This window comes from Pseudomonas sp. A25(2017) (assembly GCF_002001065.1).
Taxonomy (GTDB): Bacteria; Pseudomonadota; Gammaproteobacteria; order Pseudomonadales; family Pseudomonadaceae; genus Aquipseudomonas; species Aquipseudomonas kilonensis.
Genome location: NZ_MUOA01000024.1, coordinates 1 through 25,859, shown reverse-complemented (window position 1 = coordinate 25,859; position 25,859 = coordinate 1). Strand labels below are relative to the sequence as shown.

General features: G+C 60.8%; 22 protein-coding genes. 7 read left to right on the top strand and 15 right to left on the bottom strand.

Annotated elements, in window-relative coordinates; genetic code table 11:
- Positions 1–34: 34 nt before the first annotated feature.
- Positions 35–1,993, bottom strand: a complete 1,959-nt coding sequence (gene dnaG, locus B0E42_RS00550; protein ID WP_018607333.1) for a DNA primase — start codon at positions 1,991–1,993, stop codon at positions 35–37.
- Between the two features lie 479 nt (positions 1,994–2,472).
- Entirely contained in the window at positions 2,473–2,688 is a 216-nt protein-coding gene (gene rpsU / locus B0E42_RS00545) for a 30S ribosomal protein S21 (protein WP_002551877.1), read from the bottom strand.
- A 199-nt stretch (positions 2,689–2,887) separates the two neighbouring features.
- Here rpsU and tsaD point away from each other — a divergent pair, with 199 nt between their 5' ends.
- Positions 2,888–3,913, top strand: coding sequence for a tRNA (adenosine(37)-N6)-threonylcarbamoyltransferase complex transferase subunit TsaD (tsaD, locus tag B0E42_RS00540; protein WP_018607241.1), 1,026 nt, complete (start codon positions 2,888–2,890; stop codon positions 3,911–3,913).
- A gap of 8 nt (positions 3,914–3,921) precedes the next feature.
- Here tsaD and plsY read toward each other — a convergent pair whose 3' ends face one another.
- Positions 3,922–4,491 (bottom strand): glycerol-3-phosphate 1-O-acyltransferase PlsY, encoded by a 570-nt coding sequence (plsY, locus tag B0E42_RS00535; RefSeq protein WP_018607239.1) that lies wholly within the window; start codon positions 4,489–4,491, stop codon positions 3,922–3,924.
- Between the two features lie 74 nt (positions 4,492–4,565).
- On the opposite strand from plsY, the gene folB reads away from it, so the two are divergent.
- A complete protein-coding gene (gene folB / locus B0E42_RS00530; RefSeq protein WP_018607238.1) occupies positions 4,566–4,919 on the top strand; it encodes a dihydroneopterin aldolase in 354 nt (117 codons plus the stop codon).
- Complete coding sequence (gene folK, locus B0E42_RS00525; RefSeq protein ID WP_053189955.1) at positions 4,910–5,428, top strand: 2-amino-4-hydroxy-6-hydroxymethyldihydropteridine diphosphokinase; 519 nt, start codon at positions 4,910–4,912, stop codon at positions 5,426–5,428. The genes folB and folK overlap by 10 nt, the downstream gene beginning before the upstream one ends.
- Positions 5,429–5,575: 147 nt before the next feature.
- Here folK and B0E42_RS00520 read toward each other — a convergent pair whose 3' ends face one another.
- The 11 genes from B0E42_RS00520 to B0E42_RS00470 all read right to left on the bottom strand — a co-directional run bounded on the left by B0E42_RS00520 (position 5,576) and on the right by B0E42_RS00470 (position 19,665).
- Positions 5,576–6,802, bottom strand: coding sequence for a multifunctional CCA addition/repair protein (locus B0E42_RS00520; protein WP_077505221.1), 1,227 nt, complete (start codon positions 6,800–6,802; stop codon positions 5,576–5,578).
- A 63-nt stretch (positions 6,803–6,865) separates the two neighbouring features.
- On the bottom strand, positions 6,866–8,431 hold the full coding sequence (locus tag B0E42_RS00515) for a SpoVR family protein (protein ID WP_018607233.1): 1,566 nt from the start codon (positions 8,429–8,431) through the stop codon (positions 6,866–6,868).
- Complete coding sequence (locus tag B0E42_RS00510) at positions 8,428–9,699, bottom strand: YeaH/YhbH family protein (RefSeq protein WP_018607231.1); 1,272 nt, start codon at positions 9,697–9,699, stop codon at positions 8,428–8,430. The genes B0E42_RS00515 and B0E42_RS00510 overlap by 4 nt, the downstream gene beginning before the upstream one ends.
- Positions 9,700–9,812: 113 nt before the next feature.
- Entirely contained in the window at positions 9,813–11,735 is a 1,923-nt protein-coding gene (locus B0E42_RS00505; RefSeq protein WP_018607229.1) for a PrkA family serine protein kinase, read from the bottom strand.
- 299 nt (positions 11,736–12,034) lie between these two features.
- Positions 12,035–12,364 (bottom strand): thiosulfate sulfurtransferase GlpE, encoded by a 330-nt coding sequence (glpE, locus tag B0E42_RS00500; protein WP_018607227.1) that lies wholly within the window; start codon positions 12,362–12,364, stop codon positions 12,035–12,037.
- A gap of 33 nt (positions 12,365–12,397) precedes the next feature.
- Entirely contained in the window at positions 12,398–13,273 is an 876-nt protein-coding gene (locus tag B0E42_RS00495) for a symmetrical bis(5'-nucleosyl)-tetraphosphatase (protein WP_077505219.1), read from the bottom strand.
- A complete protein-coding gene (gene apaG, locus B0E42_RS00490; protein WP_024616733.1) occupies positions 13,273–13,653 on the bottom strand; it encodes a Co2+/Mg2+ efflux protein ApaG in 381 nt (126 codons plus the stop codon). Before apaG ends, B0E42_RS00495 begins: the two co-directional genes overlap by 1 nt.
- A 115-nt stretch (positions 13,654–13,768) precedes the next feature.
- Entirely contained in the window at positions 13,769–14,587 is an 819-nt protein-coding gene (gene rsmA / locus B0E42_RS00485; protein ID WP_053182512.1) for a 16S rRNA (adenine(1518)-N(6)/adenine(1519)-N(6))-dimethyltransferase RsmA, read from the bottom strand.
- A complete protein-coding gene (gene pdxA / locus B0E42_RS00480; RefSeq protein WP_018607220.1) occupies positions 14,584–15,573 on the bottom strand; it encodes a 4-hydroxythreonine-4-phosphate dehydrogenase PdxA in 990 nt (329 codons plus the stop codon). Before pdxA ends, rsmA begins: the two co-directional genes overlap by 4 nt.
- A complete protein-coding gene (locus B0E42_RS00475; RefSeq protein WP_033032728.1) occupies positions 15,570–16,886 on the bottom strand; it encodes a peptidylprolyl isomerase in 1,317 nt (438 codons plus the stop codon). Before B0E42_RS00475 ends, pdxA begins: the two co-directional genes overlap by 4 nt.
- Positions 16,867–19,665 carry an LPS-assembly protein LptD gene (locus tag B0E42_RS00470; protein WP_053182509.1) on the bottom strand — a complete coding sequence of 933 codons (2,799 nt, stop codon included), beginning with the start codon at positions 19,663–19,665 and terminating at the stop codon, positions 16,867–16,869. Before B0E42_RS00470 ends, B0E42_RS00475 begins: the two co-directional genes overlap by 20 nt.
- A 130-nt stretch (positions 19,666–19,795) precedes the next feature.
- Here B0E42_RS00470 and B0E42_RS00465 point away from each other — a divergent pair, with 130 nt between their 5' ends.
- From B0E42_RS00465 to B0E42_RS00455, 3 genes are read left to right on the top strand one after another with little or no spacing between them, the layout of a single operon-like run.
- Positions 19,796–20,821: an aminoglycoside phosphotransferase family protein gene (locus B0E42_RS00465; RefSeq protein WP_018607215.1), complete on the top strand. Its 1,026-nt coding sequence runs from the start codon at positions 19,796–19,798 to the stop codon at positions 20,819–20,821.
- A complete protein-coding gene (gene murU / locus B0E42_RS00460; protein WP_077505217.1) occupies positions 20,818–21,489 on the top strand; it encodes an N-acetylmuramate alpha-1-phosphate uridylyltransferase MurU in 672 nt (223 codons plus the stop codon). The genes B0E42_RS00465 and murU overlap by 4 nt, the downstream gene beginning before the upstream one ends.
- 1 nt (position 21,490) lies before the next feature.
- Entirely contained in the window at positions 21,491–22,258 is a 768-nt protein-coding gene (locus tag B0E42_RS00455; protein ID WP_024616728.1) for a TerB family tellurite resistance protein, read from the top strand.
- Between the two features lie 218 nt (positions 22,259–22,476).
- Here B0E42_RS00455 and B0E42_RS00450 read toward each other — a convergent pair whose 3' ends face one another.
- Positions 22,477–23,469 (bottom strand): alpha/beta hydrolase family protein, encoded by a 993-nt coding sequence (locus B0E42_RS00450; protein WP_077505215.1) that lies wholly within the window; start codon positions 23,467–23,469, stop codon positions 22,477–22,479.
- Positions 23,470–23,543: 74 nt separating this feature from the next.
- On the opposite strand from B0E42_RS00450, the gene B0E42_RS00445 reads away from it, so the two are divergent.
- A partial coding sequence (locus B0E42_RS00445) for a PAS domain S-box protein (RefSeq protein WP_077505213.1) occupies positions 23,544–25,859 on the top strand: 2,316 nt, incomplete at its 3' end.

The window sequence follows — 25,859 nt, the reverse complement described above, 5'->3', positions numbered from 1 at the left end:
AAAACAAGCCGAGGATTATACCTGAGCTGTGACCTCACGCGCCAGTTGAGGTCGGGTTTGATGCGCAAACATTGCGGCTGAGTAAGTCGCGCAATTGGTTTTTCTCTTCGCTGGTCAACTCGCTCTGGCGAGCTTTTCGCAGAAGTTGTTCCAGGTTTCGCTCGCGTTGGCGGGCGGACAAGCTAGTAATGGTGTCGAAAAACTGTTGTTCAAGGTTGTCTCCTTCAATCAGCCATTCCTTCTCGGCCAGGGCCTTCAAGAGGCGCCCCTGCTCGGTCCCGTGCCACCGTGCGATCAACTGGAAAGAGTTTAACTTGGGGTTCTTCTGCACGGCTTCAAGGAGTGCAACCAGCAATTGCGTATTGCTGTGATCCTCGGCGGCGAAGTGCCCGGCGTCCTCTACTTTTTCCGCCAGTTGCGGGTGATGCAGCAAGGTGCGCAAGGCGGCCAGTGTTGGTGGTTCGACGGCGGCCGGCACGCGCGGGGCACGTGGTTGGTCGCGATCGCCGCGCTTGCCGTTCTTGTCCCAGGGTTTCTTGTCCCATTTCTTGCCGCCACTGCCGGGTTTTTTCGGTGTCCATTCCTGCTGGGGGGCGTAATCCTGCTGGGGTTGATGATAGTCGGCGAAATCCGGCATCGCGTCGTAATCGATGCCCGGGTCATAAGCGGGTGGCGCCTCCTGGGGGGCGCTGTGCACCAGTTGATTGACCGCTTCGCTGTTCAGGCCGGTGATCTCGGTCAGGCGCTGGCGCATGAGTGTGCGCAGGTTGGCGCCGGGCACCTTGTCGATCAGCGGTGCCGCGAGGGTGGCCATGTGGGCCTTGCCTTCGAGGGAGCGTGGGTCGGCTTCTTCGGTCAACTGCTGGAAAAAATAATCGGCCAACGGTTGTGCGTGCTGGTTGATCCGCGCACGGAATGCGTCGGTACCTTCGGAGCGCACCAGGGTGTCCGGGTCCTCGCCCTCGGGCAGGAACAGAAAACGCGCCCGGCGTCCGTCCTGCAGGCACGGCAAGGTGGCCTCCAGTGCGCGCCAGGCGGCGTTACGGCCGGCCTGGTCGCCGTCGAAGCAGAACAGCACGTTGGGCACCACGCGAAACAGGCGCTTCATGTGCTCTTCGCTGGTGGCCGTGCCCAGGGTCGCGACGGCATTGCGCAGGCCTTGCTGGGCCAGGGCAATCACGTCCATGTAGCCTTCGACGACGATGATTTCGTCGAGGTTGCGGTTGTTCTTGCGTGCTTCGTACAGGCCGTAGAGTTCCTGGCCCTTATGGAACACCGGGGTTTCCGGGGAGTTCAGGTATTTCGGCTTGTCGTCGCCCAGCACCCGGCCACCAAAGGCGATGATCCGCCCGCGTGTGTCGCGGATCGGAAACATGACCCGGTCGCGGAAGCGGTCGTAGCGCTTGCCGGTTTCGGCATTTTCAATCAGCAGGCCAGCGTCGATCATGGCGCGCTGTTGCAGCGTATCGCTGCTTAGGTGCTTGTACAGGTTGTCCCAGCCGGGCGGGGCGAAGCCGAGGCCGAAGTCCCGGGCGATTTCGCCGGTCAGGCCGCGGCCCTTGAGATAATCCACCGCGGCCTTGCGTGCCGGATGGCTTTTGAGGGCCTGGCGATAAAAATCCGCCGCCGCCGTCAGCAGTGGGTAAAGTGGAGAGTCGGTCGGTTGGCGTGGTTTGTGCGGTCGACCGCTTTCCTCGCGGGGTATTTCCATGCCGGCGGCTTTGGCCAGTTCTTCGACGGCCTGGGGAAAGTCCAGGTTGTCGTGGTCCATGATGAAGCCGAGGGCGTTGCCGCCAGCGCCGCAGCCGAAGCAATAGTAGAACTGCTTGTCGGGGCTGACGCTGAAAGAAGGCGTTTTCTCTTTATGGAACGGGCAGCAGGCCGTGTAGTTCTTGCCCGCTTTCTTCATTTGCAGGCGAGAGCTGACCACGTCGACGATGTCGGTGCGGTTCAGGAGGTCGTCAATAAAGCTCTGGGGAATCAGCCCGGCCATGGCGTTCTCATCATCACTGCGCGAAATATGGACCCGAAATCGGCAGGCGTAACCGGGTCTGGGTTTGAGGCACGCTAAATCGGTGGCTCGACCGGGTCGTCTGCATCATCGCTGTCGGGAAGTGTATCTGCCGATAATCCACTGACGTTAATAACTATCAGTATTCGACTGTTTGAATGTGTTGCGCTGAGTCCGGTAACGGCCGTTCAGGCCTCGGATAGCTCATGAAGCGGACACGCAGGCAGGTGCCTTGGGCTGATCGTCGTTAGAGGAATCAGGGTGTGCTCGTCGGTAGCCTTGGAAGGCTCGTCAGGAAAGACGTGCACCGCTGGCAAAAGAGCCAGGTCTGACGCGGTGAAGCAGGTTGTCTTGGTCGCGTCTGCGGCTTTGACAGTGAAGCATCAAGCGTTATTCCGCAAATGCCATAAGCCCGGCTTGAGGGCCGGGCTTGGCAGAAGCTTGCTACGGACGTCTGTGTATTAGTACAGACGTACGGCGCGGCGCTGTTCGCGCTGAACTTTCTTGGCGTGACGCTTAACAGCGGCTGCTGCCTTGCGCTTACGCTCAGAAGTCGGCTTCTCGTAGAATTCGCGGCTACGAACTTCAGCCAGAACACCGGCTTTTTCGCAGGAGCGCTTGAAACGACGCAGAGCTACGTCGAAGGGTTCGTTCTCTTTTACTTTGACGGCTGGCATCCAGAGCTACCTTCATTCATTACCGGGGTCAACATCCTCGCGGCAAAAGAGCACTTGAAGACGTCGGTTTTTAAGGGTTGCGGATGTTAACCCCTCAACGCTCGGAATGCAAAGCCTCTGATCGAAAACCGCTGGTCGGGGCACAACGCGGCGACTATTATGCGCGCCTTCGAATTCAGCCTCTACAAGGCGCAAACCCATGCTAGTACTGGGATTAGAAACCTCCTGCGACGAAACCGGTGTCGCACTTTACGACAGTGAACGCGGCCTGCTGGCCGATGCGCTGTTCAGCCAGATCGACCTGCACCGCGCCTATGGCGGGGTGGTGCCCGAGCTTGCCTCCCGCGATCACGTCAAGCGCATGCTGCCCTTGATTCGCCAGGTCCTGGCCGAGGCTGGCTGCGTGCCGACCGAGATCGACGGCATCGCCTACACCGCCGGCCCGGGCCTGGTGGGCGCGTTGCTGGTGGGCGCTTCCTGTGCCCAGGCGCTGGCCTTTGCCTGGGGGATTCCGGCCCTGGGCGTGCATCACATGGAAGGCCACCTGCTGGCGCCGATGCTGGAGTCGCAACCGCCGCAATTTCCGTTCGTCGCTTTGTTGGTCTCGGGCGGCCATACGCAGCTCATTCGGGTCGATGGGATCGGCCAATACGAGCTGCTCGGCGAAACCCTCGACGATGCTGCCGGCGAAGCGTTCGACAAAACTGCAAAAATGATGGGCCTCAATTATCCCGGTGGGCCGGAAATCTCCCGGCTTGCGACGCAAGGGGTCGGTGGGCGTTTCGTGTTCCCGCGGCCGATGTGTGACCGTCCCGGCCTGGATTTCAGTTTCAGCGGGCTGAAGACCTTTGCCCTGAACACCTGGCAGCAGTGTGTCAGCGCCGGGGACGACAGTGAACAAGCCCGTTGCGACATCTCGCTGGCGTTCCAGCAGGCCGTGGTGGAGACTTTGACCATCAAGTGCAAGCGTGCCCTCAAGCAGGCCGGGCTCAAGCGCCTGGTGATCGCTGGCGGTGTGAGTGCGAACAAGGCCTTGCGGACATCGCTGGAGAAAATGCTCGGCGACATGAAGGGCGACGTTTACTACGCCCGGCCGGAGTTCTGCACAGATAACGGCGCGATGATTGCCTTTGCCGGCTGCCAGCGTTTGCAGGCCGGCCAGCACGAAAGCCTGGCGATCAGCGTGCAGGCGCGCTGGCCGATGGAGCAGTTGGCGCCGCTGTGAAGCGTCATTTAAAAATGCCGTTCGCGCCCGGCGAACAGGTCGCGTAGATTGCCCCGGTGACGCCAGACGATCAGTGCAACCAGTGCGGTCATTGGCAGCAAGGCCGCCGGTTCCTGCCAGGCCAGCAACGGCAGGGTCAGCGGTGTGGCGATCAGCGCGGCCAGGGAGCTGGTGCGGGTCAGGTAGAACGTCAGCAGCCAGGCACAGACAGCCAGCAGGGCGGCGGGCGGGTACAGGCCCAGCAGCATGCCGGCGGCGGTGGCGACACCCTTGCCGCCACGAAAGCGAAAGTACAGCGGGAATAGATGGCCGATAACGGCGCAGACGCCGATCCAGGCCTGTTGCTGCAACGAGAGCCCTGCAAGGCTGGCGATCAATACCGGGACAAGGCCTTTGCAGAGGTCGCCCAGCAGGGTCAGGATGGCGAGTTTGCGTCCGGCCAGGCGCAGCATGTTGGTGGCGCCGGCATTGCCCGAGCCACTCATTCGCGGATCCGGGTGACCGGTCAGGCGGCTGAGCAAAATGGCGAAGGACAGCGAGCCGAGCAGGTAGGCGAGAATCGCCAGTAACCAAAACATGCTAACTATTCCGGGCGAGGACGCCCTGATTCTAACGGCGCATTGCGCCCTTGTCGTGCTGCGGAGAAGAGTGCTTGGACAGAGTGTTTATCGAAGGCCTGGAAGTCGACACGGTAATCGGTGCCTACGACTGGGAGCGAGGCATCCGACAGTGCCTGCGGCTTGACCTGAGCTTTGCCTGGGACAACCGCCCGGCCGCCGCAGGCGACGACCTGACCCTGGCGCTCGACTATGCCAGCGTGTCGTCACGCATCCAGGCGTTTGCCGAGCAGGCGCAGTTCCAATTGGTCGAGACCTTTGCCGAGCGGCTGGCCCAGGCGCTCATGGATGAGTTCAAGATCACCTGGCTGCGTCTGAAAGTGACCAAGCCTGGCGCTGTACCGGCGGCCAGCGGCGTGGGTGTGGAGATCGAGCGCGGATGTCGCTGACTCAGGTTTTTCTCGGGCTCGGCAGCAATATCGAGCGCGAAACCCATCTGTGCGCCGGTCTGGAGGCCTTGGCCGGTTTCCTGGTGGACATGCGCTGTTCGGCGGTGTTCGAGAGCCAGCCGGTGGGTATCAAGAGCGGGCCATTCTTCAATTTTGTCGTCTCGGCCTTCACGGATCTGCCGCTGATGGAACTGGATCGTCGCCTCAAGTTCATTGAGGCGGACAACGGTCGCTATGCGCCGGACCGCAAGGGGCTGCCGCTGGATATCGACGTGTTGTTGTATGGCGAACAGGTCGGCAACTTCGATGGGTTGATCCTGCCGCGCGCGGAAATCCTCAAGAACGCCTTCGTCCTGTGGCCTTTGTCGTTGATCGCGCCGGATCGAATTCATCCGGGTGTGGGCAAAAGCTTTGCCACGTTGTGGGAAGAAGCGCAGATCGACCAGGTGCTGGCGCCGGTGGCTTTTGAATGGCGGGGCCAGCAGCTTACGCCATCGAACCTGCGTTGAGGCGCCTGCCGCCATCGCGAGCAGGCTCGCTCCCACATTAGGATTTCAGCGTGCACATAGCTTGTGTTCAACCGAAATCCACTGTGCGAGCTTGCTCGCGATGACGGCGGAACATCCAGCAAAAATGCAAACTGACACGAACGCCCGTCAGCTCGCCGCTTCCTTGTAGGCCTTCAACACCCTGAGACGCTCACGCTTGATCGCCTCTCCCAGCTCCGGCCCCTTGAAACCCTTCTCCAGCAAAGGCTGCACCGCCACCGCGCGGGCCGCTGCCGCTGCGCCTCGCAGATAATCAGCCTGTGGATAACTCCGTTCTTCAAGCCCTTTGCGCCCTCGCGCATCCATCTCACAGGCTGCGATGAACTCCTCGAAGCGCTGAGGTCGACGGTACACATCGAAACTCTGCAGCAGCTCAAGCAAAGTAGACGCCTTCAGTTCAAGCGCGCGATGGCCATGGGTGTGGTATTGGCCGACCAACAACGCCAGCTCCTGACAGTCGCGGGGCGCCTTGAAGCGCTCGTTGATCGCTTTGATCAGCTTCAACCCCGTGTGCTCATGGGCGATGTGTCGCGGCCATTCGTGTTGGGGCGTCAGGCCTTTGCCCAGGTCATGGAGCAGGCAGGCCCAGCGGACCGTCAGCGGCTGTCGATGCAGGGCGGCTTGTTCCAGCACGCTCAGGGTATGGACGCCGGTGTCGATTTCCGGGTGATGGGCTTCAGGCTGGGGTACGCCAAACAGCGCATCGACCTCAGGCATCAGGACCTTGAGGGCCGTGCAGTCGCGCAAGACCTGGATAAATACCTGTGGCTGTTTTTCCATGAGAGCACGGGAAATTTCTTTCCAGCTGCGCTCGGCCGTCAGTGCTTCCAGCTCGCCGGAATCGCTGAGTTGGCGCATCAGTTCAAGGGTTTCGTCTGCCACCTTGAAACCCAGCGGAGCATAACGCGCGGCGAAGCGGGCAACCCGCAGGACTCGGAGTGGATCTTCGGCGAAAGCGGGGGAAACGTGACGCAGTATCCGGGCTTCCAGATCGCGCTGGCCGTGATACGGATCGGTCAGGTTGCCATGGTCGTCTTCTGCCATGGCGTTGATGGTCAAGTCCCGGCGAACCAGGTCCTCCTCCAAGGTCACTTCAGGGCTGGCATGGAACACGAAGCCGCCATAGCCGCGACCACTTTTGCGCTCTGTGCGGGCGAGGGCGTATTCCTCGCCAGTCTTCGGCTCGAGGAATACCGGAAAATCGGCCCCCACGGGGCGAAAACCCTTGGCGAGCATTTCCTCGGTGGTGGCCCCCACCACGACCCGATCGACGTCGGTGACGGGAATGCCCAGCAGGCGATCGCGAACGGCGCCGCCAACTTTATAGATCTGCATAAAAAACCTCCGTTGGTCCGACAGGATAACCTTTGCGTCAGACGTCCGGAGGCGAAAACGGGATCAAAGATGAATGACGGCCAGGTCCAGGCGGCCATAGTCGCCTTCGGCTTGTTCGCTTCTGGGGGGCACGTGATGGGTTTTCATCACTTGGTCGCCTTGCAGGGTTTCCAGGTGGATGTCGAAACCCCAGAGGCGATGCAGGTGCTTGAGCACTTCGTCGGTGGAATCGCCCAGTGGTTTGCGGTTGTGCGCCTGGTGCCGCAGCGTCAGCGAACGATCCCCGCGGCGGTCAATGCTGTAGATCTGCACATTGGGCTCGCGATTGCCCAGGTTGTACTGCGCCGCGAGGGTTTCGCGAATGATGCGGTAGCCGCCCTCGTCGTGAATGGCAGGTACCAGCAGGTCATCTTTCTGATCGTCATCGAGGATGCTGAACAGTTTCAGATCGCGGATCACCTTGGGCGAAAGGTACTGCAGGATGAAGCTTTCGTCCTTGAAGCTGCTCATGGCGAATTTAATGGCGGACAACCAGTCCGAACCGGCGATTTCCGGGAACCAGTGACGATCTTCCTCGGTAGGGTTTTCGCACATGCGCCGGATGTCGCGGTACATGGCGAAACCCAGTGCGTAAGGGTTGATACCGCTGTAGTACGGGCTGTCGAAGCCAGGTTGGAATACCACGCTGGTGTGGGACGTCAGGAACTCCATCATGAAGCCGTCGGTGACCAGGCCTTCGTCGTACAGGTCGTTCATCAGCGTGTAGTGCCAGAACGTGGCCCAGCCTTCGTTCATCACTTGGGTTTGGCGCTGTGGATAGAAATACTGGGCGATCTTGCGCACGATGCGCACGATTTCCCGCTGCCACGGCTCCAGCAACGGCGCATGTTTTTCAATGAAATAGAGAATGTTCTCCTGGGGCTCGGCAGGGAAACGGGCATTGTCTTTTTCGTTGTACTTGTCTGCACCCTTGGGAATGGTGCGCCACAGATCGTTGATCTGTTTTTGCAGGTGCTCTTCGCGATCCTTCTGGCGCCGGCGTTCCTCTTCGGCGGAAATCGGATAAGGCCGCTTGTAGCGGTCCACGCCGTAGTTCATCAGGGCGTGGCAGGAGTCCAGCAGGTCCTCCACCGCGTCGATGCCGTGGCGTTCCTCGCATTGCATGATGTACTGCTTGGCGAACACCAGGTAATCGATGATCGAGCTGGCGTCGGTCCAGGTGCGGAACAGGTAGTTACCCTTGAAGAAACTGTTGTGCCCATAGCAGGCGTGCGCCACCACCAGGGCCTGCATGCAGATGGTGTTTTCTTCCATCAGGTAGGCGATGCAGGGGTCGGAGTTGATGACGATCTCATAGGCCAGTCCCATCTGGCCGCGGCTGTAGGATTTTTCGGTACTGAGGAAGTGCTTGCCGTAGGACCAGTGGTGATAGCCCAGCGGCATGCCGACTGATGCGTAGGCGTCCATCATCTGCTCGGCGGTGATCACCTCAATCTGGTTCGGGTAGGTGTCGAGGGCATAACGGTCCGCGATACGGCTGATTTCGCGGTCGTAGGCCTTGATCAGCTCGAACGTCCATTCGGAGCCGGTGGAAATGGGCTGGCGCTTCTGCTCTTTTTTGGCGGTCATGTCACTAACCTGCGCTGGAAGAGTTCACGGAAGACCGGGTAGATATCCCCGGCCGAGACCAGTTGCTGTTGGGCAAATGTGTCGGAAAAAGCTTCGGCAATTCGTTCGTATTCGTACCACAAGGCCTGGTGTTCGCGTGGAGTAATCTCCACATAAGTGTAGTACTGGACGAACGGCATGATCTGGTTGATCAGGATGTCGCGGCAGATCGGTGAATCGTCGTTCCAGTTGTCGCCGTCCGACGCCTGGGCCGCATAGATGTTCCATTCGTTGGCTGGGTAGCGTTCGGCCATGATCTCTTGCATCAGCTTCAGGGCGCTGGAGACAATGGTGCCGCCTGTCTCCCTGGAATAGAAGAATTCCTCTTCGTCCACTTCCCTGGCGCTGGTGTGGTGGCGGATGAACACGACATCGATCTTGTCGTAGTTCCGTTTCAGGAACAGGTACAACAGGATGAAGAAGCGCTTGGCGATGTCCTTGGTGGCCTGGGTCATGGAGCCGGACACGTCCATCAGGCAGAACATCACCGCCTTGGAGCTGGGGTTTGGCTGTTTCACCAGCAGGTTGTACTTGAGGTCGAACGTGTCGAGGAACGGTACGCGGTGGATGCGGGCGCTGAGTTTCTCGATTTCTGCTTCAAGGTCCTGAATATCGCCGAAATTGTCGGGTTCTTCGCGTTTCAGGCGGGCCAGTTCTTCCTTGACCTCGCGCAGTTTTGCCCGGCTGCTGCCCGACAACGCGATGCGCCGGGCGTGGGCTGAACGAAGGGTGCGGATGATGTTGATGCGTGACGGATTGCCTTCATTGCTGATACCAGCACGCACGGTCTTGAAGGTGTCGGTACCGGTCAGGTTGCGCTTGACCAGGTTCGGCAGCTCCAGGTCCTCGAACATGAACTCCAGGAATTCCTCCTGGGTGATCTGGAACACGAACTCATCCATGCCTTCGCCGGAGTTGCCGGCCTTGCCGGGGCCCTTGCCGGCGCCTCCGCCCTGGGGACGGGGGATGTGCTCGCCACTGGTGAACTCCTTGTTGCCAGGGTGCACGACGGTCTGTTTGCCGCCGCGACCATGGTGGAGCACCGGCTCGTCGATGTCGCGGCCGGGGATGCTGATCTGTTCGCCGTGTTCCATGTCGGTAATGGAACGCCGGCTGACCGCCTCTTCGACGGCCTTCTTGATGTGGTCACGGTAACGCCGCAGAAACCGCTGGCGGTTCACCGTGCTCTTGTTCTTGCCATTAAGGCGTCGGTCGATCACATAGCTCATAGGCCCCTCCGGGGGAGCTTCAAGTCGTAAGCCTCAAGCTGCAAGGGGCGTGGCGTCGAGCCATGGGCTCAACGCCGTTCCCTTGCAGGCTGTAGCTAGAAGCTTGCCGCTGCTTACTGCGATTTCCGGACCCGCAGATACCACTCGGAGAGCAGTCGTACCTGTTTGTCGGTGTAGCCACGTTCGACCATGCGTGTGACGAAGTCGTTGTGTTTTTGCTGGTCCTCCTTGCTGGCCTTGGCGTTGAAGCTGATGACTGGCAGCAGGTCTTCGGTGTTGGAGAACATTTTCTTCTCGATGACCACCCGCAGCTTTTCATAGCTGAGCCAGGTTGGGTTCTTGCCGTTGTTGTTGGCCCGGGCGCGCAGTACGAAGTTGACGATCTCGTTGCGGAAGTCCTTCGGATTGCTGATGCCCGCCGGTTTCTCGATTTTTTCCAGTTCCTCGTTGAGGGCCACGCGATTGAGTATCTCGCCGGTTTCCGGGTCGCGGTATTCCTGGTCCTGGATCCAGAAGTCTGCGTACAGCACGTAGCGGTCGAAGATGTTCTGGCCGTACTCGCTGTAGGACTCCAGGTACGCCGTCTGGATTTCCTTGCCGATGAACTCGATGTAGCGCGGGGCCAGGTATTCCTTGAGGAAACGCAGGTAGCGCTCGCGGGTTTCGGCCTGGAATTGTTCCTGCTCGATCTGCTGTTCCAGCACATACAGCAGGTGAACCGGGTTGGCCGCGATCTCGTGGGGGTCGAAGTTGAAGACCTTGGACAGGATCTTGAACGCGAAACGTGTGGACAGCCCGTTCATCCCTTCATCAACCCCCGCGTTGTCGCGGTATTCCTGGATCGACTTGGCCTTCGGATCGGTGTCCTTGAGGTTTTCACCGTCGTACACACGCATCTTCGAATAGATGTTGGAGTTTTCCGGCTCCTTGAGACGCGACAGCACCGTGAACTGGGCCAGCATCTTCAGGGTGTCGGGGGCGCAATGAGCCTTGGACAGCGAGCTGTTGAACAGCAGCTTGTCGTAGATCTTCACCTCATCGGTCACGCGCAGGCAGTACGGCACCTTGACGATATAGATCCGGTCGATGAAGGCTTCGTTATTCTTGTTGTTGCGAAAGGTATGCCATTCCGACTCGTTGGAGTGAGCCAGCAGGATGCCGGTGAACGGAATGGCCCCCAGGCCCTCGGTGCTGTTGTAGTTACCTTCCTGGGTGGCGGTCAGCAGCGGGTGCAGCACCTTGATGGGCGCCTTGAACATTTCGACGAATTCCATCAGGCCCTGGTTGGCCCGGCACAGCGCACCCGAATAGCTGTAGGCGTCGGCGTCGTTCTGCGGGAATTCTTCCAGTTTGCGGATATCGACTTTGCCCACCAGGGCGGAAATATCCTGGTTGTTTTCGTCACCCGGCTCGGTCTTGGCCACCGCGATCTGGTTGAGGATCGACGGGTAGAGCTTGACCACCCGGAACTGGCTGATGTCGCCGCCAAATTCGGCCAGGCGCTTGGTCGCCCATGGCGACATGATGGTACTGAGGTAGCGGCGTGGAATGCCGAAGTCTTCCTCGAGGATCGCGCCGTCCTCGGTGGCGTTGAACAGCCCCAGGGGCGATTCGAACACCGGCGAGCCCTTGATGGCGTAGAAGGGCACTTTTTCGATCAGTTGCTTGAGTTTTTCGGCCAGGGACGATTTACCACCACCCACGGGGCCGAGCAGATAGAGGATTTGCTTCTTCTCTTCCAGGCCTTGGGCGGCGTGGCGGAAATAGGACACGATCTGGTCGATGCATTCTTCCATCCCGTGGAAGTCCTCAAAGGCCGGATAGCGGCGAATCACTTTGTTGGAGAAAATCCGCGAAAGCCTCGAGTTGGCCGAGGTATCCAGCAGCTCCGGTTCTCCGATTGCCAGCAACAGACGCTCCGCAGCCGATACATAGGCGCTGCGGTCCTGCTTGCAGAGTTCGAGGTATTCCTGCAGCGAGTATTCCTCCTGCCGCGTGGACTCGAAACGTTGCTGGAAGTGGCTAAAAATGCTCATGACGTCACCTCGCTCGATACGTGGAGCCGGTGTCGGATCAATCAGTCGATGCTGGACAGCCGCTGGGAACCCAGTTGCCGTTTACCCCCCAGAATGCTTCCAAGCATGCAGGCTCTTGAAAGCTGACTCCCGATGACCCGCGCGCCGGTGTACCGGCTCTCCCCTGTTTTGGATGGCCTGAGGCTAAGGATAGTTCGGAATCGCGGAGGTAAAGGTGGAATACGTAATTAGTTATGGCAGACCGTTCGTCTGCCATCGCTCAAGCCCACGGTTCACGCGGGCTTGGACGGCTTAAAAAATTATTCGTGATTGTCTTGCGCTGTTTCTGAAGGATAAGTCGCACGCCACAACTCGAAACCACCGTCCAGGCTGTAGACGTCGCTGAAGCCCTGGCTGACCAGATAGGCGGCTGCGCTCTGGCTGGAGTTACCGTGATAGCAGACCACGACGGTAGGTGCATCGAGGTCGGCGGCCCGGATGAAGTCGGCGATGGAATGGTTATCCAGGTGCCTGGAACCGCTGATGTGCGAAACCGAAAAGGTGGCTGGGTCGCGAACGTCGACGACGACCGCGCCTTGCTCGCGCAGGGCCTGGGCTTGTTCCGGGGGGATGCGTTTGAATTCAGTCATGAGGGCTCCTTTAGCGCTGAGGCGCAACGCCGGTCAGACGGCAGTGCCGGCCGGCAATGGTGCAGTGGTCAGGTGATGGGTTCTGGCGTGGCCCTGTTCGTCGCAATCGCAATGCAGTTGTTCGCCCGTGTCGACGTTCATCAGCGTCATGGCGCTGCCCCACACACAGCCGGTGTCGAGGGCGAAGACGCCGGGCTCGTCGCATTGACCGCCCAGTGCCGCCCAGTGCCCGAAAATGATCTTCAGGTTACGGGTCTTGCGCTCGCTATGCTTGAACCAGGGGGCATAGCCGGGCGGTGCGGTCTCGATGCCTTCCTTGCCCTTGAGGTCGAGCTTGCCGTCGCGGGTGCAGAAGCGCATGCGCGTGAAATAATTGGTGATGATGCGAAGACGGGCGCTGCCGGTGAGGTCGTTGTCCCACTTGACCGGCTCGTTACCGTACATGCCGTCCAGGTAAGGGGCGAACAGATTGTCGTCGCGCAATGCGTGTTCGACTTCACCAGCGCACTTGAGCGCCTTGCGCAGGGACCATTGGGGCGGGATGCCGGCATGGACCAGCGCCAGGTTGCGCGCCTCGTCGTAGTGCATGAGTTTTTGCTGGCGCAACCACTCCAGCAGCTCAACGCAATCGGGGGCCGCGAGTATTTCGTTCAGGGTATCGGATTTTTTCAGGCGTTCGATGTTCTGCCAGGCGGCCAGCAGATGCAGGTCATGGTTGCCGAGCACGCACACCAGCGACTGGCGGATGCCATAGAGAAAGCGCAGCGTCTCAAGGGACTGAGGGCCACGGTTGACCAGATCGCCCACCAGCCACAGCGTATCTTTTTGCGGGTCGAAGGCGACGCGCTCCAGCAGGCATTTGAGCGGGTCGAGGCAGCCTTGCAGGTCGCCGACCGCATACGTGGCCATTAGTGAAGAGCTCCGGGCACGGCCAGGCGAAAGGGCTTGATGACGGCGTCGAAGCGTTTGCCGTCCTCGGCCAGCATCTGGTAGGTGCCCTGCATGGTGCCGACCTTGGTCGTCATCACCGTGCCGCTGCTGTAGCTGTGGCTTTTGCCGGCGTCGATCAACGGCTGCTGGCCGACTACACCTTCGCCACGCACTTCTTCGACATGGCCATCGCCGTCGGTGATGATCCAGTGCCGCGACAGCAGCCTGGCCGGCAAGGAGCCGTTGTTGATCACGGTAATGCTGTAGGCGAAGGCGAAGCGGTCATGCTCGGGTTGCGACTGTTCTGCCAGAAAACGGGTGGTGACGCTGACGTCGACCTGGTAACGAGGATCGGACATGCAAAAAGGCCTTAAAAGCGAAGCGGGACGCGGGCGCGACTCAGGAGATCAGTCTAGGCCAGATATCGGGTAGTAGACCAGATTGGTGTACTGCCCGATAGCCATCGTCACCCGTTCAGTTGGCGTCGACTTGCAGGGCGACCTGTTCGCTGAGTTTGTCGGCCAGGCGCACGAACGCGGCCAGGTCCAGCTGCTCGGGGCGCAGGCTGCCATCGACGCCAGCGGCTTCGATTTCAGTGCTGCTGAGCAGCAGTTTCAAGGTATTGCGCAAGGTCTTGCGGCGCTGGTTGAACGCTTCGCGCACCACCCGCTCCAGCAGGCGGTGATCCTTGGCCGGGTGCGGCAGGACGGCATGGGGCACCAGTCGGACGATGGCCGAGTCGACTTTCGGCGGCGGGTTGAATGCACCTGGGCCGACGTTGAACAGGTGTTCGACTCGGCAATGGTACTGGACCATGATCGACAGGCGACCCCAGTCACCACCGCCAGGGCCAGCGGCGAGGCGCTCGACCACTTCTTTTTGCAGCATGAAGTGCATGTCGCGGATCAGGCCGGCATTGCTCAGCAGGTGGAAGATCAGCGGCGTGGAGATGTTGTACGGCAGGTTTCCCACCACCCGCAGGCTGTTCGGCGCGGCGTTCAGGCTATTGAAGTCGAACTTCAGCGCGTCGCCCTGGTGCAGGCTGAAATTGCTCCTGCCGGCGAATTGCTGGTTGAGGATCGGGACCAGGTCCTTGTCCAGTTCCACCACGTCCAGTTGCGCGCCGCTGTCGAGCAGGCCCTCGGTCAGGGCGCCCTGGCCCGGGCCGATTTCCAGCAGGCGATCGTCGGGCTTGGCCCGGATGGAGCGCAGGATGCGATCGATCACGCCGGCGTCATGCAGGAAGTTCTGGCCGAAGCGCTTGCGCGCGCGGTGTTGGTATTGCTCGGTCATAAATGAGTCTCGGCCATCTGGTAGGCGGTTTCCAGCGCGACGTGCAGGCTGCCGGTATCGATCTTGCCGCTGCCGGCCAGGTCCAGGGCAGTGCCATGGTCCACGGAGGTGCGGATGATCGGCAGGCCCAGCGTCACGTTGACTGCCGCGCCGAAGCCTTTGTACTTCAGCACGGGCAGGCCCTGGTCGTGGTACATCGCCAGCACCGCGTCGCAGTGCTCCAGATATTTTGGGGTAAACAGAGTGTCGGCAGGCAGCGGGCCACGCAGGTCCATGCCCTCGCTGCGCAAGCGCTCCAAGGTAGGTTCGATGATGTCGATTTCTTCACGGCCCAGGTGTCCGCCTTCACCGGCATGGGGATTGAGCCCACAGACCAGGATGCGTGGCCGGGCGATGCCGAATTTTTCCTGGAGGTCGGCGTGCAGGATGCGCGTGACCCGTTCCAGGCGTTCCGGGGTGATGGCGTCGGCGATGTCGCGCAAGGGCAGGTGAGTGGTCACCAGGGCCACTCGCAGGCCACGGGTGGCGAGCATCATCACCACTTGCGCGGTGTGGGTCAGGTCCGCCAGGAATTCGGTGTGCCCGGAAAAGGCAATCCCGGACTCGTTGATCACACCCTTGTGCACCGGTGCGGTGATCATGCCTGCGAACGACCCGTCCAGGCAGCCTTCGCCTGCGCGGGTCAGGGTTTGCAGGACGAACGCGGCGTTGGCCTTGTCCAACTGCCCGGTGACGACTGGAGCACCCAGGGGGGTATCCCAGACATACAGGCTGTTGGCGGGCGCCGGGACGTCCGGCCAGGCCTGCGGTGTCACGGGTAACAGGTCGACGACCACCCCCAGCTGCGCGGCCCGCTCAAGGAGCAGGTCGCGACTGGTGATGGCAATCAGGGGATGTGGCTGGGCTTGCGAGGCGAGCAGCAGGCACAGGTCGGGACCGATGCCGGCTGGTTCGCCGGGTGTCAGCGCGAAACGCTTGGGTTTCACTGCGCTGCCTGGTCTGCACCAGGAAGTTTGATTTCAACGTAGGCTTCGTCGCGAATCTGACGCAGCCAGGTTTGCAGTTCTTCGTCGTATTTGCGGTTGCGCAATACGGTCATCGCCTGCTGTTCACGAGCCTGGGTGGTGCTGTCGGTGGCGCGGCGGCCAAGGACTTCCAGCACGTGCCAGCCATAAGGGCTCTTGAACGGCTTGGACAGCTGGCCTTGCGGCGTGTCGGCCATGACCTGGCGGAATTCTGGAACCAGTGCGTTGGGGTCAACCCAGTTCAGGTCGCCGCCGTTGAGGGCCGACCCCGGGTCTTCCGAGAAATTCTTCGCCAGTTCAGCGAAGTCTTCGCCCGCTTCGATGCGGTCGTAGAGTTTCTCAGCCAGGCGCTTGGTCTCGGCTTCGCTGCGAATCTCGCTTGGCTTGATCAGGATGTGGCGAACATGCACTTCGTCACGGACCTGGGTTCCACCACCGCGCTTCTCCAGAACTTTCAGGATGATGAAGCCGCCTGGCGTACGCGCTGGTTGGGTGATGTCGCCCACGGCCATGGCGCTCAGTTCGCGGTCGAACGGAGGCGGCAGTTGAGCGGGCTTGCGCCAGCCCATGTCGCCGCCTTCCAGGGCGTTGTCGCTGCCCGACTTGGCAATGGCCATCTGGCCGAAATCAGCGCCTTGCTTGAGCTGCTGGTAGACATCCATTGCCTGGCGATAAGCGCTCTGGATTGCTTCGGAGTTGGCGCTTTCCGGGGTCGGAATCAGGATGTTCGCCAAGTGCAGTTCTTCGGAAAGCTGCATCTTGCCCAGGTCGGAAGCGAGGAAGTTCTTCACTTCCTGCTCCGACACCTGGATGCGTTCGGCCACACGGCGCTGACGCACACGGCTGATGACCATTTCGCGGCGGATCTGATCGCGGGCGTCCTCGTAGGAGAGGCCGTCGCGAGCCAGGGCGGAGCGGAATTGGTCGATGCTCATGTTGTTGCGCTGGGCAATGGTGCCGACGGCCTGGTTCAGTTCTTCATCGGTGATGCGGATACCGGAACGTTCGCCGATCTGCAGTTGCAGGTTTTCGACGATCAGGCGTTCGAGCACTTGCTGGTCCAGCACGCCTGGAGGCGGCTGGCCACCGCCGCGCTTGGCGATGGTTTGCTGCACTTCATGGACGCGCTGGTCCAGCTGGCTCTGCATGACCACGTCGTTGTCGACGATGGCCACCACTTTATCGATGGACTCTACCGCGGCGTTGGCCGCGGTACCCAGGAACAGCGCGCCCAGCATCAGCGGGCGCAGACAATCAGAAAGCTTGGTCTTCACGTTCACGATAACCTTGGATGCCTTTGTCGAGGAAGCTCTCTACCTTGGCGCCGGTCAGGCCGCCGAGTCCCTTCAGAACAATTTGGAGGAAGATGCCGTGGTCGCCTTTTTCGTTTTCCGGGGCGGCTTGACTGAACTCTTCATAGTCGACCCAGTAACGGTTGATCAGGCGCAGTTTCCAGCAGCAGTTGTCGTATTCGAAACCACCGAAGGCTTCCAGGGTACGGTTGCGGTTGTAGTCATACTGCCAGCGACTGATCGCGTTCCACTGCGGCACGATTGGCCAGATGACCGAGAAGTCGTGTTGCTTGATCTTGTAGTAGTCCTTCACGTAACCAGATGTACCTGGCGTACCGTAGTCGCCGCCGCCCACTTGCCATGTACCGGTAGCTTCGTCGTAACGGACCTGATCGTTGCGATAGCGATAGCCAGCATTGATAACCTTGTTCGGGTTGTCTTCAGGCTGATAGTGGAACATCGCGCTGCCCGAACGAGGGCTGTGGGTGTCAGGGTCCCAGTTGTAGGTAGCTGTGGTTCGCCAGTCGCGGTTCCAGCGGAATTCGTACTCCAGTGCGTATGGAGATACGTCTGACTTGGCATCTTCACGCGTGTTGAAGTCGATGCCTGGCAGTTGAACTTCGCGGTCCTTGAAGTAAAAGGCCTGGCCGACGCTGACGCGCTGGCGCTCGAAACCGTTTTCCTGGATCCAGCGGCTGGTCACGCCCAGGGAAAGTTTGTTCTCGTCGCCGACACGGTCGGAGCCGGTGAAGCGGTTATCCCGGAACAGCGAGGAATAGCTGAAAGTCGATTCGCTGGTATCGAATACCGGAATATCGCTCTGATCCTTCTCCGGTACATAAAGATAGAACAGGCGTGGTTCCAGGGTCTGGCGATAGTTGGTGCCGAACCATTGAGTATCACGGTCAAAATACAAGCCACTGTCGATGCTGGCGATTGGAACGCCACGGCTCTGGCTGCTGCTGTACGTGCCGCGTAGGCGATCCAGTTCTGCGGTCTGCCCAGCGATATCGCCTTTGCCTTCGCCGTCCAGATCCAGATCATATTGGGTGTACTGGTACTTGAGCGATGGCTTGATATAGCCATAACTTGCGTTCATCGGCAGGCTGATGACAGGCGCCAGGTTCAGACGATTGCCATTTGCCCGGGCAAGGCCCCAAACCCGGGTATCCAGCCACGGTGTCGTGACGCCATCTTTATCACTATAGAGACCGTCGCGCAGATTTCGATCAAATCGCACCAGCTCGGTCTTGTAGGCGAAATCCAGGCCGTACGGATGCTGAGGCAGCTCACCGTTGAACGTGATCTGAGGCAGACGGTTATAAGGCGTGATCTTCGAAATCGTCGCCATCTGGTAAGCCTGGGCATTCACGCGGGCAACATAGTTGTCGCCCCGATAGCTGACGGCTCCTTGCTGGTTCACATAGTCCTTGGACTCGACACCGATCTGGTCGGTCTGCAAATCCTGGAAGTAGTAAGGATCGCTGATCTTGGTGTAGTCGACTTCCGTCAGCACGCGCGAATCGAGCCCGCCCTTGTGCTGCCAGTTGTACATGTAGCGGGTCTTGCTGTAGTCGGACTGCTTGTTGCGCTCGTCTTCTTCATCGTTGAGGTACGCCGCGCCGAACTGACCTTCGCTGGACTTGGTCAGGTAGCGGAATTCGCCTTCCATCAACAGGCCATGCTTGCTCATGTAGCGCGGGTACAACGTGGCATCGTAGTTCGGCGCCAGGTTGAAGTAGTACGGGGTGACCAGCAGGAAACCGGTGTCGCTGCCGCTGCCGATGGTCGGCGGCAGGAAGCCGGACTGGCGACGATCGTCGATCGGGAAGTAGATGTACGGCGTGTACAGGACCGGGAAGTCCTTGACCCGCAGCGTCACGTTGGTCGCGGTACCGAAGCCGGTGGCCGGGTTCAGGGTGATGTTGTTGCCCTTGAGCGTCCAGGCGTTGCTGCCCGGTTCGCACGTGGTGTATGTACCGTCCTTGAGGCGGATGATCGCGTTCTCGGCGCGCTTGGCGTACAGCGCGTTACCCCGGATGCGCGACTTGTGCATCACGTATTCGGCGTTGTCGACCTTGGCTTCGCCGGTGTCCAGTTGTACATCGGCGTGGTCGCCGACGATCAGCGCACCGTTGTCGCGCACCCGCACGTTGCCGCTCAGCTCACCGCGGTTCTCGGCCTGGTACAGGCTGGCCTCGTCGGCCTCGACCTGCATGCTGCCCTGGCGCATGACCACGTCACCGGCCAGGGTCGCCACCTGTTCTTCCTGCTGATAGCGTGACGTCTTGGCGCCGAGGAAGGTGGGGGCGTCGCTCTTGGCCGTCTTGTCGTTCATGCCAGGACGCGTCGGCTCGATATAGGCCCCTGCACAGTAAGGGCCGGTTTCAGCCAATTGCGCCGGGGTGAGGTTCTCCCGTGGAACCCAATCCAGGTGACTGTAGTCTGCACTGCGTGACTTCAGGCCACGGCCCTTGGCTTCGGTAACGAGCATCGGCTTTTCGCCGGCTTCCTCGCCCGAGCTGCTGTCGGCCGCAGCTGCGCCGCTGTCGGAAACCGCACTGCCGTCATGCACGGGACGCGGCGGCAACGCGGCGGCCGGTGTCTTGGGTGCACAGTCCCAGGCACCCGAAGCGGAGACGGAGCAGTCATACTGCTGCGCCGCGACGACGAATGAAGAGGCCAGGGGTTGCAGGGCCAGCAGACTGCCGGTGACCAGCAACGGAAATTTTTTACGAAACGCGGGGGATTTCAATGCCATCTTATTAGTCCGGGCTTCCTGCGTGCCATCTGCCCGCGGTGTGGGCCGCACGCCTCTCGATGGTCTGAAAAAGATGCTGGATAATAAAGCATGACCCGCTTGACGGCTAGCACCGTCGGAGACCCTTGCAATGCCCGACCAAGATGTACGCTTGCAACACCTGAAAGTTTGGCTCGATGAACAACTGCCGATCCTTTTCACTCAACAGGGCTGGGGTGCCGTACCCCCGGCCACGTTGACCGCCGCCAGCAGTGACGCGAGTTTTCGGCGTTATTTCCGCTGGGAAGGCGAGGGTCGCAGTTTGATCGTAATGGATGCGCCACCGCCCCAGGAAAACTGCAAACCCTTCGTGGATATTGCTTTTTTGCTGGCGAAATCTGGCATTAACGTGCCAAAAATTTATGCCGAAGACCTCGAGCGCGGCTTTCTTTTGCTCAATGACTTGGGCAACCAGACCTATCTGGACGTGATCACCGGCGAAAATGCCGACGATTTATTCCGCGATGCCCTGCAAGCCTTGTTGGCTTTCCAGCAACTGCCGATGGTTGCGCCGTTGCCGAGCTACGATGTCGCGTTGCTGCGTCGGGAGCTGGAATTGTTCCCCGAGTGGTACGTCAAGCGCGAGCTGGGTATCGAATTGGATTCGGCCCAGCAGCAACTCTGGCAGCAGGCCAGCGAGCTGCTGATCGACAGTGCCCTGGCCCAGCCCAAAGTACTGGTGCACCGCGACTACATGCCGCGCAACCTGATGCTCAGCGTGCCGAACCCCGGCGTGCTGGATTTTCAGGATGCGGTCTATGGCCCCGTCACCTACGACGTGACGTGTCTGTTCAAGGATGCCTTCCTCAGTTGGCCCGAGGCGCGTGTGCGCGGCTGGCTGGAGAGTTACTGGCAGCAGGCCGGCGCCCTCGGCATTCCCGTCCAGCCGGATCTCGAGGACTTCCTGCGGGCCAGCGACTTGATGGGCGTGCAGCGCCATCTCAAGGTCATCGGGATCTTCGCGCGCATTTGTCATCGTGACGGCAAGCCACGTTACCTCGGCGATGTGCCGCGTTTCTTTGCTTATATAGAAGCGGTCATTGCCCGTCGTCCGGAGCTTGCACCGCTCGATGAGCTTCTGGGCAGCCTGCGGCAATCGGCCGGAGCAACGGCATGAAGGCGATGATTCTGGCGGCGGGCAAGGGCGAACGCATGCGGCCCTTGACCCTTACCACGCCAAAGCCGTTGATTCGCGTCGGTGGTGTTCCCTTGATCGAATACCACTTGCGGGCGCTGGCGCGGGCCGGGTTCACCGAGATCGTGATCAATCACGCCTGGCTCGGTCAGCAGATCGAAGATCACCTGGGGGCCGGTTCAAGGTTTGGCGTGAACATTCGGTTTTCCCCCGAAGGCGAGCCGCTGGAAACCGGCGGTGGAATCTTCCGGGCCTTGCCGCTGCTGGGCGATGAAGCGTTTGTGGTGGTGAATGGTGATGTCTGGACCGACTACGATTTCAGTGCTTTGCGCCGGCCGCTCGAAGGGTTGGCGCATCTGGTGCTCGTCGATAATCCCGAGCATCACCCAGGCGGCGATTTCGTCCTGGTCGACGGAAAGGTTCACGATAGGCACGCGCCTGCCGACAACCTGACCTATAGCGGCATTGCCGTCCTGCACCCGCGGTTGTTCGACGGTTGCTCGGACGGTGCGTTCAAGCTCGCACCGCTGTTGCGCGCGGCCATGGCCGAGGGGCGCGTCAGTGGCGAGCACCTCAAAGGGCATTGGGTCGATGTCGGCACCCATGAACGTTTGGCGCAGGTCGAAACCTTGATAGAAGCGAGCGGTTGATATGTGGTGGCCAGGGACTCTGATTGGAGCCGGGGCGGGCTTTGCCATAGCCAGCATCCCGGGGGCCATGCTTGGGGCGTTGTTGGGACAGGCACTGGATCGGCGCCTGAACCTGCAGGGCTGGGCGCAGGTACGTGAGCGCCTGGGGGGACGTCCGGCGTTACGCAACGATGAGTTGTTGTTTGTATTGCTCGGGCGTCTGGCGAAAAGTGATGGGCGTGTGGTCGATGGCCACATCCAGCAGGCTCGTCAGGAAATGCGTGCGCTGGACTTGAGCGAATCGGCGCAGCGCCGGGCGATCGCGGCGTTCAACCGGGGCAAGTCCGGAAACGATCGCTTGCGCGGTTACATGCGCCGCCTGGCCGTCCAGCCCCATGCGGCTGAAGGGGTATTGCGCGCGTGTTGGCGGATGGTCTGGGCCGATGGGCGTGCCGGTGTCGCCGAGCGAGAACTGGTGACTCAGTGGGGCCGGTGGCTGGGCTGGACGCCGCAACAGGTCCAGGCGCTGGCGGCTGATTACGAGCCGCAGAAACTGTCGCGGCCCAACAGTGGTGTGACCTACCAGGAAGCAATGCGCTTGCTGGGGGTTTCGGCCACCAGCGAACCGTCGCAGATCAAGCGCGCCTATCGTCGCCTGCTCAGCCGTCATCACCCGGACAAGATTGCCGGCAGCGGGGCAACGCCCTTGCAGGTGCGTGAAGCCACCGACAAAACCCGAGAGCTGCATAACGCCTATCGACTGATTCGCGAGCGGCGGGATTTTCGCTAGCCCACTGCCCCCTGTGGCGAGGGAGCTTGCTCCCGCTCGGCTGCGGTAGGAGCTGCCGAAGGCTCGGGCCGCGTTCGGACGATCTTTTGATCTTGATCTTTCGCTTGATATTCAACTGGTCTTGGAAAGATCGCAGCCTCGCTTCGCTCGGCAGCTCCTACAGCGCGGTCCAGCGGGAGCAAGCTCCCTTGCCACGGTGAAGGGGGCAGAGCCAGCCCTTACTCCCCCGTCTTCTGCGGATTCAACCAACCCCGAACCCGACGAAACAGCTGCTCTTGCTCCGCCGCCTGGTTCGGCAGGGCCTTGAGGGACACCTGGCTGAAGGTCGAGCCTTTCAAGCGTTTGCTCGCCTGCAAGCGCTCCAGCGCCGCGTTGCGATCCAGCGGCTTGTCCATGTAGAAAATGTCGGCGGTAGCCAGTTTCAAGGTCGGGGTCAGTTCGGCCAGGGCGGGCTTGGCGGTAACCGGGGGTTGGGCGGCCACCATCACGAAGCGTTCGACTTGCGAGGGCTGCCTCTCACTCAAGTAACGTGCTGCCCAATAGGCGCCGGTACCATGGCCCAGCAACACGATGCGGCGTGCGCTTTGCTGTTCGGCGTAGGCCAGCGCGGCATCGATACGGGCGAAGATGCGCTCGGCGTCGGCCTTGGCGTGTTCTTCATCGGTTGGGGTAACGACTGGATCTGTCGCATCGGCTTCGCCACCGGCGACCTGTTCGATCGGTGCCGCAGTGGTGGCGTCCGGTGCTGCGGCAGCGGTGTCGGCCGGCTTGGTCTCAGGTGGTGCTTGCACCACGCGCGGTGCAATGACGTCGCTTTGCAGGTCCGGCAGGGTGATACTCAGGCTGCTCCATTCAACATCGGGCAACTTTTTCCGCAAAGGGCCGATAACTTGAGGCCAGTCAGCTGTTTCGCCAGCACCGGGGATTATGATGACTGCGCCCCTGGGATCACTGGTATTGGCCGGTTTCCACAGCGCCAGGAAGGTATCGCTGCCAGTCTGCAACTGTTGCTGTTCCAGGACCGGGACTTTTCGTTCAAGTGCGCTCGCTTCTTCCTGGCTACGCTCGAGCAAAGGCTGGCGCTCGACGGGTTTTTCTTCGGCAGGTTGCTCGGCGGCGGGGGCCGTTTCGCTGGCCCGTACAGAAAAGGCACTTGGCAGGATCAGCGACAGGCACAATGCTGGCAACGCCAGGCGATAAACAGAGGGCATCGGATATTCCATGACCAGAAGTATTTCCGGCAGCCTAATGGGTTGGTCAGTATTTGTCAGTGCATGAGACTTCGATGATGCGTTTTTGCTGCCTGTGGGTTATCGGCTGTTTATGGCTTCCCTTGATGGCGTGGGCCGCGCCCGCGCCGTCGGCGCACGGGGTGCAATTGAATGCAGGGCAGCGCCAATGGCTGGTGCAACATCCGCAATGGCGGGTTGGCCTGGTGTTGCAGGCGCCCTATGCACAATACGACCGGCGCTTGCAGCGTTTGTCCGGCACCAACGTCGAGTTGATGCAATGGCTGGGCAAGGCGTTGAACGTCGAGCTGACCTGGCGCAATTTCCAGGACGTGGCGCAACTGGAAGCCGCGGTACGCGCCGGCGAGGTGGACATTGCTCCGGGCCTGACCCAATCCCCGGGCGGGCTCAAGCTCTGGCAGTTTTCCGATCCCTATATGCGCGTGCCGCAATTGATCGTCGGCGCGCAGAAGGGGGCCGAAGGGGTGGAGTTGGAAAAACTCGACACCCAGGCCCGGGTCGCGGTGCGCATGCCCAGCGCCATAGCCGATTACTTGCGCAGCAACTACCCGGCGCTGAATCTGCAAGGTGTGCCGATGGAGCGCGAAGCCCTGCAATTATTGCTGACCCAGCAGGCCCGATATGCGGTGGTCGACGAGGCACAACTCGGGCGGCTGATGGTCGAGCCCGAATTCGCTGAGCTGGCGGTAGTGGGCGACATTGGCCTGCCGCAGTTGCTGCGGGTTGCCACGCGCCGGGACTGGCCGGAACTGGCCGAGATCATCGACAGCGGTTTGCAGGCGATCCCGGCCAAGGATCTGGAGCAACTGCACAGCCGTTGGCTCAAGCCAAAATACCCACGCCTGACCGAGACCCCGGGCTTCTGGCAGAACCTGACCCTGTTGATTCTGGTTCTACTGCTCAGCAGCATTGCCATCGTGTTCTGGCAGCGCCGCCAGCAACGCGCACTGGAGCGCCGTCTGCGAGCCGCGAAGGAGGACATCGTCCAGCGCGCTGCCAGCGAAGAAGCCTTGCGCCTGACGCAGTTTTCCATCGATCAAAGCACGGTCGGCATCCTCTGGGTCAATTGGGACAGCCACGTGCGTTATGCCAACCGAGCGGCTGAAACCATGCTCGGCTACGCCTCGGGCGCGATCATCGACCGCCCTTTGATCGACTTCGAGCCGGGCTTGCACATGGATCGCTGGCTGAACCTGTGGAAGCGCGCCCGGGCCAGTGACGACGGGCCGCAGAGTTTCGAGACCGAATGCGTGCGAGCCGATGGCAGCATCCTGCCGGCTGACGTTTCCCTGAGCTTCCTGCGTTTTCGCGACGCCGAATACCTGGTGGTCTACCTCAACGACGTGACCGAACGCCGACGTGCGCTGGCGGCGCTACGCGAAAGCGAAGCGCGGTTGCAAGGCATCGCCGCCAATGTGCCAGGCCTGGTCTTTCGCCTGGAGCGGGCGCCGGTGACCGGCCAGATCGACTTTGCCTACATCAGCGAGGGCAGCGAAAGCCTGGTGGGTTATTCCCCCGCGACCTTGGCCCGCAGCGACACCGGGCTGCGCAGCCTGGTGCACCCGCAGGACAAGGCCGATTACCACCGTACCCAGGACCAGGCGCTGGACACTGACAGTGACTGGTCATGGCAGGGCCGCATCCTGACCCGCGAAGGCCAGGAGCGTTGGGCCGAGATCAAGGCGATCACCCGTCGTCTGGAAGATGGCGCCTACGTTTGGGACGGAATCGTCTGGGACATCACCGAAAGCAAGCGCATCGAGCTGGAACTGGCCAGCTCCCGGGAGCAGTTGCGCGAGTTGTCGGCGCACCTGGAAAGCGTGCGGGAAGAGGAGAAGGCGCGCATCGCCCGGGAGGTCCACGATGAGCTGGGTCAGATGCTGACGGTGTTGAAGCTTGAAACGTCCATGTGTGAATTGGCCTACGCACAACTTGATCCGGGCCTGCATGAGCGGCTTAACAGCATGAAGCGCTTGATTGCCCAGCTGTTCCAACTGGTGCGGGACGTGGCGACGGCCTTGCGCCCGCCGATCCTGGATGCGGGCATTGCCTCGGCTATCGAATGGCAGGCCCGGCGTTTCGAGGCGCGTACGCAGATCCCATGTCTGGTGCAGGTGCCGGACAACCTGCCGCCCCTGAGCGACGCCAAGGCCATTGGCCTGTTCCGGATTCTCCAGGAAGCGCTGACCAACGTGATGCGCCATGCCCAGGCGCATACTGTAGAGCTGACGCTGGTTCAGGACGACGACGAATTGTGTCTGACCGTCAGCGACGACGGTGTAGGATTTATTGCCGATACGGGTCGGCCAACCTCCTTTGGCCTGGTCGGCATGCGTGAACGGGTATTGATC